Here is a 6,376-nt window from a genome sequence, read left to right on the forward strand (position 1 = left end):
AAAGCTATGGCGCGAAGATTACATGATGTTGCTGAGCTACGCCACTGATTCACACATTATCGCATCGAAAAGATCCTGAATATACCTCTATCACCATTCATTGGATTTACGTACAATACGCGCTCTATTTTCATCGATACCCAAACTTGTGCCGATCATGACCCCAAACGCCGTTTATACACTACGCCAACAACGCCTGCGACTATCAACCAAACCGTTTAAAGCAAGAGGTTGCCGTGTTAAACGCTGCCAATATTGTTTATTACCTATCCTACAGTGTCTTTGTCAAGATATAGTGCCAACGGCAGCCAAAAGCCAGTTCTGTTTGATCATGTTTGATGGCGAAGTATTTAAACCCAGCAATACAGGTAAATTGATTGCAGATGTCATGCCTGACACCTTAGCCTTTCAATGGTCGAGAACAGAACCTGACGCGCGCTTACTTGCCGCGCTACAAGATCCAACGCGCCAACCTTATATCATTTTCCCCGAAAGCTACGCACAGCCAGAAAGGGTCGTGGTTAATCAACCGACTATATCTGACAAACCTGCATTATTTATTTTATTAGATGGGACATGGCCTGAAGCACGTAAAATGTTCCGTAAAAGCCCTTATCTCGATAATATTCCAGTGCTTTCTATTAACACCAAAGCACGAACCGATTATTTACTGCGTACCCCATCTAAGGAAGAGCAGCACTGCACCGCCGAGGTTGCTGCAACCATATTAGAACTTGCAGGGGATACATTAGCTTCTCAACAATTATTTAGCCATTTCAATCTATTTAGAGATAAGTATCTAGAAGGTAAACCACATCATCCTCTCGCTCAAATGTTACAAGCTAAAAAGCAGTTACCTGATTGTGAATAGCGAATAATGATTATTTTTTGTAGCTACCGTGATGGATATGCTTTAAATAATTCGAGTTGCAGGTAGGTAAGTCACAAATGAAGACTTGAAGTATGATGAGTGTATGCAATTTTAAGATAACTAATAGTAGAAAACGTGAACATCATTAGATAATTCCACTGATAAACTGGCGCTACTAGAGAGATGAGGCATAGTATATCTCAATATTGATAGGGCGGTGTTTTCGCTCACCAAAGCAAAAGGTTATCTACCATGGGTTTAGTGAGTCAGTTAGAGTCTTTGTTTAGACCAAAATCAATCGCGGTCATTGGTGCATCTGAAGATCCGAACCGAGCTGGCTCGGTTATGATGAAAAATTTATTAACCAGTGGCTTTAAAGGACCGATTCTCCCCGTCAACCCAAATCGTAGTTCTATACTTGGCGTACTGGCTTATCCATCTATTGATAAATTGCCTTTAAAGCCTGATCTCGCCGTTATTTGTACACATCATGCCAAAAACCCTGAATGCTTAAAGCAATTAGGCGAATATGGTTGCAAAGTGGTGATTATTCTATCATCCCCCTCAATACAATTTGCTGAACTAAAAAAAATTGCACATCAATATCAAATTAGATTGTTAGGGCCGAATAGCCTAGGTATCTTAGCACCATGGCAAGGCTTGAATGCAAGTTTTTCACCAATTCCAATTTTAAAAGGTAAATTAGCCTTTATTTCCCAGTCAGCGGCAGTATCCAATACCGTATTAGATTGGGCACGGCATCGCGAAATCGGTTTTTCTTATTTTATTGCGCTCGGTGATCGTATCGATATTGATATTGATGATCTTTTGGATTACCTCGCTCGTGACAGTAAAACCAGTGCCATTTTGCTTTACATCGAAAGCATTAGTGATGCTCGCCGCTTCCTTTCTGCTTCACGTAGCGCATCACGCAATAAACCCATATTAGTGATCAAAAGTGGCCGCACTCGCAAAGCACAACAATTACTAGGTGAAAAACCTAGCTTGGATGCCGCCTATGATGCCGCCATCCAGAGAGCAGGCCTTCTTCGAGTACAAGATACTCATGAAATGTTTTCAGCCGTTGAAACATTGAGCCATATGACACCATTAAGAGGTGAGCGCCTCTCAATCATCAGCAATGGTTCCGCCCCTGCAGCAATGGCACTCGATGAATTATTACTGCGTAATGGTAAGCTAGCGACATTAGGGCAAGAAACAGAAACTGAGCTTAGTGCCCTACTACCTCTTGACCTCTCTACGCAAAACCCGATTGATTTAGGTGATGATGCAACATTTGACCGTTATATTAGTGTGTTAAATAAAATGCTAGATAGCCATGACCATGATGCCCTACTGCTAATTTATACTCCAAGTGCAATCACTGAAAGCAAAGGGATGGCTGAAAAAGTCATAAAAACTATCAAACAGCACCCTAGAGGTAAATGGCTAACCATACTAACGAATTGGTGTGGCGAATACTCATCACAAGCCTCACGTCGTTTATTTAGTGAAGCAGGGATCCCAACCTACCGCACGCCAGAAGGTGCGATAACAGCTTATATGCATATGGTTGAGTATCGTCGAAACCAAAAACAACTCAAAGAAACACCTGCTCTACCAATTGGTATAACTACAAATACCCAGCAAGCACATGATTATATTCAGCAAGCATTGCAAAATAACAATTTGCATTTAGATACCCATGAAGTCCAACCTATTTTGCAAGCTTATGGGCTTAATAGTTTACCGACTTGGATTGCGCACTCTAGCGAAGAAGCCATTGAAATTGCAGAGAGAATAGGCTACCCCGTTGCGTTGAAATTACGTTCTCCTGATATCGTCCATAAATCTGAAGTACAAGGTGTAATGCTCTATTTACGCGATGCCAAAGAGGTAGGTGAAGCCGCTAAAGCAATTATTGACCGCGTATCAACTAATTTCCCTCATGCAAGGATCGAGGGCTTACTGGTTCAGAGTATGGCTAACCGACCTGGCGCTCAAGAGCTACGCATTGCTGTTGAACTTGACCCCATTTTTGGGCCATTAATCATGCTTGGTGAAGGTGGTGTTGAGTGGCAACAAGAAAGCCAAGCTGCGGTTGCTTTACCACCATTAAATTTAGCGTTAGCTCGCTATTTAGTTATTCAAGCTATTAAAGGTTATAAAATAAAATCACGCAGTGCGTTATCACCTTTAAATATCCCTGGATTAGCAAGTTTACTCGTACGAGTTTCCAATTTAATCATTGATTGCCCAAATATTATTCAGCTTGATATCCATCCTCTGCTCGCTTCTGGCGATGAATTTACCCTGCTTGATGTCTCAATGACATTGGCACCGACCCAAGAGGATCCAAAATCAAGGCTAGCCATCCGTCCATATCCAAGTGAATTAGAAGAAACAATCAGTTTAAAAGATGATTTAACCTGCCTACTGCGCCCCATCTTGCCTGAAGATGAACCACTTCTAAAAACATTTATTGAGCGCGTAACTAAAGAAGATCTGTATTATCGTTACTTCAGTGAAATCAGTGAGTTTACACACGATGATCTCGCCAATATGACACAAATTGATTATGACCGTGAAATGGCATTTGTCGCAGTTAAAAATCAATACTCTGAACCGGAAATTATTGGTGTTACTCGTGCAATGGCCGACCCTGATAACCAAGAAGCTGAATTTGCAGTGCTTGTTCGCTCCGATATGAAGGGGCTTACACTTGGTTACCAATTAATGAACAAATTACTGAACTACACTCGCTCACATGGGATCAAAAAACTGAATGCGATCACAATGCCTGAAAACCGCAATATGATCAGCCTAGCCAAGAAATTAGGGTTCGAAATTGATGTGCAATTTGAAGATGGCGTCGTAAACCTAACCTTACACTTATGATCAATACGCGTAACGAACTTGTATAACAATTAAACAGAAATTTAATTTATTCTAAATCGTTTGGCTAAATATGCTATCATCGACTGATCATTCGCTCACTTATATACTTAAAGTTAAAGCGAGTTGCTATTAGAACTAACAAGAGAAATTCACACTGTGATGTTGTCAAAATTAAAACAAGCAAAACATCAACAATACTTGGCAAGTTTGCCTAAACTGTCACAATCCATTGCTGATGTTAAAACGCTATATAAAACAGAAGATTTTCGTGATGCTTTACTTAAGCAAATCTCTGTTGCTCAGCATTACATCTACATCACTGCGTTATATTTAGAGCAAGATGATGCAGGTAAAGACATCCTCCACGCCCTGTATGCGGCAAAACAAGCTAATCCATCATTAGACGTTAAAATACTGGTTGATTGGCACCGTGCACAACGAGGCAGGATTGGTGCAGCAGCCAATTCAACCAATGCAGATTGGTACTACGATGTTGCACAACAGTACCCTGAAATCGATATCCCTGTTTATGGTATTCCAGTCAATACCCGGGAAGCGCTAGGGGTATTACATCTTAAAGGTTTTCTCTTTGATGATACCCTATTATACAGTGGTGCAAGTATTAATGATGTTTACTTGCAACGCCACGAAAAGTATCGCTACGATAGATATCAGTTAATCAAAAATAAGCAGCTAACCGCATCAATGAGAGCTTTTATTGATGATACTTTATTAACAGCAGATGCCGTGCAGTTGCTCAATATTGCTGATCGACCTAAAACCGCTGAATTCAAGAACATCATTAAACAATTTCGCCTCACGCTAAGGGGCTGCTCATATCGCTTTACCGGTAATGCATCAAATAGCCAATTAGCTGTAACACCTCTGGTTGGTTTAGGTAAAAAAAATGATCTCAACAGAACTATCACCCACCTTATGGGGGCAACACAAAGTAAACTGACTATTTGTACTCCTTATTTTAATCTTCCAGCGGTGCTAGTGAGAATTATTAGTCGGTTACTGCGTGAAGGTAAACAGGTCGAAATTATTATTGGCGATAAAACCGCTAATGATTTCTATATCCCACCTGAAGAACCATTTAAAATTATCGGCGCCTTGCCATATCTGTATGAAATAAATTTACGCAGGTTTGTTAGTCGGTTACAGAAATTTATTGATAGCCAACAACTGACCATCCGCTTGTGGAAGGATGGAGATAATACTTACCACTTAAAAGGGATGTGGGTTGATAATCAATGGCAACTTATTACAGGTAATAATTTAAACCCACGCGCTTGGGGGCTAGATCTCGAAAATGCAGTGTTGATCCACGATCCTAATCAAGAAATGCAGGAGCAACGCCAACATGAGCTAGAATGTATTCGTACTCATACCAAGGTGGTTAATCATTATCGTGAGCTAGATAGCATTCAAACTTATCCTGTTAAGGTGAAAAAACTTATTCGCCGGCTAAGACGAATTAGAGTTGACCGGTTAATCAGCCGTATCCTATAAGCTAATTTGTAAAGCGCCACTAATGTGGTGCTTTTTATATCTACCTTATTCCGTGGAAAAAATGAATCTATCCAAAAAAGTATTCACATATCCATTCATTGGACTAATACTAATAACCAGCGGATGCACAGGCTTCCATTGGTCAAATGATAATTGGGGAGGAAAAGATAAAGCACAACATTTTGCCTTTTCCGCAGCAATGGCAATGGCTGGTAATGCCTATGCCGATAGGCAAAACTGGCAACATAGAGAAGCTGCACAGTTTGGTATTTTATTTTCTATTTCTTTAGGTGCCGCCAAAGAGCTTTATGATAGCAGACCTGAAGGTACTGGATGGAGCTGGCATGATTTTGCTTATGATGTCGCTGGTGCTATTGCAGGCTATAGTTTCTATAACACGATAAAATAATATAACGAATGCTTATAAACAAATAAAATAAAAGATAGTGTTTATAAATGGGCATCCATATTATCCTAGTATTGAATTTATTCATGTTAAATTCTAAATAGTTGCGTAATATAAAATATAATTTTTATATATATCTATTAGTTAAGTACATCAAAATGGCGAGATAGTTTACTTAGCGATTCAATTGCAGACTTAGCTATTTCTTTGTTCGGATCACTGCATAACTCTATCAATCTAAATATAATCGCATCTTGCTGTATAGTAGCTTTATAATCCCCTAAAGTCATAATTGCAGACATTTTAACATCATTGTTACTCCCAAAAGTCAGAGAATACAATGCATTAATAATTACCGTTTCCAAACAACATAGCTCCTTTATTTACATACAAAATATATTCCCTTTAAGACTAGGTATTAAATCTTAAATAAAAATAGTCAGTACTTTGTTTTTCTTTAATCATTTTATGCAAAATAAAAAAACTCACATATAAAAAAACGCCGAAATAATTAATGATGAAAGCATCGATAACTCAATATCGTGGAAATCATAGAAATAAATAATAGTTCAGTTTTTGGGATTGTACATCTCACTTCCTGATACTACCTGATCTGATATCCACAGGCATCCAAGAACTATTCCTTAACAACTACCTTTTTCTTTGTCCCTTTAATATCTAAAATA

5 protein-coding genes are annotated in these 6,376 nt (G+C 39.2%); 4 read left to right on the forward strand and 1 reads right to left on the reverse strand.

Annotation, left to right across the window (positions count from 1 at the left end):
• The first annotated feature begins 157 nt into the window (after nucleotides 1–157).
• The 4 genes from AC3Z9T_RS07380 (at nucleotide 158) to AC3Z9T_RS07395 (ending at nucleotide 5,693) form a co-directional block, all read left to right on the forward strand.
• Nucleotides 158–871 (forward strand): tRNA-uridine aminocarboxypropyltransferase, encoded by a 714-nt coding sequence (locus tag AC3Z9T_RS07380; RefSeq protein WP_490125543.1) that lies wholly within the window; start codon nucleotides 158–160, stop codon nucleotides 869–871.
• 252 nt (nucleotides 872–1,123) lie between these two features.
• Nucleotides 1,124–3,769, forward strand: a complete 2,646-nt coding sequence (locus AC3Z9T_RS07385) for a bifunctional acetate--CoA ligase family protein/GNAT family N-acetyltransferase (RefSeq protein WP_490125544.1) — start codon at nucleotides 1,124–1,126, stop codon at nucleotides 3,767–3,769.
• 159 nt (nucleotides 3,770–3,928) lie between these two features.
• Entirely contained in the window at nucleotides 3,929–5,284 is a 1,356-nt protein-coding gene (gene pssA / locus AC3Z9T_RS07390; protein ID WP_490125560.1) for a CDP-diacylglycerol--serine O-phosphatidyltransferase, read from the forward strand.
• A 61-nt stretch (nucleotides 5,285–5,345) separates the two neighbouring features.
• Nucleotides 5,346–5,693, forward strand: a complete 348-nt coding sequence (locus tag AC3Z9T_RS07395; protein ID WP_490125545.1) for a YfiM family lipoprotein — start codon at nucleotides 5,346–5,348, stop codon at nucleotides 5,691–5,693.
• Between the two features lie 137 nt (nucleotides 5,694–5,830).
• Here the strand turns inward: AC3Z9T_RS07395 and AC3Z9T_RS07400 are convergent, their stop codons facing one another.
• On the reverse strand, nucleotides 5,831–6,055 hold the full coding sequence (locus AC3Z9T_RS07400) for a HEAT repeat domain-containing protein (protein WP_490125546.1): 225 nt from the start codon (nucleotides 6,053–6,055) through the stop codon (nucleotides 5,831–5,833).
• Nucleotides 6,056–6,376: the final 321 nt, after the last annotated feature.

This window comes from Providencia sp. 6390, from assembly GCF_058148425.1.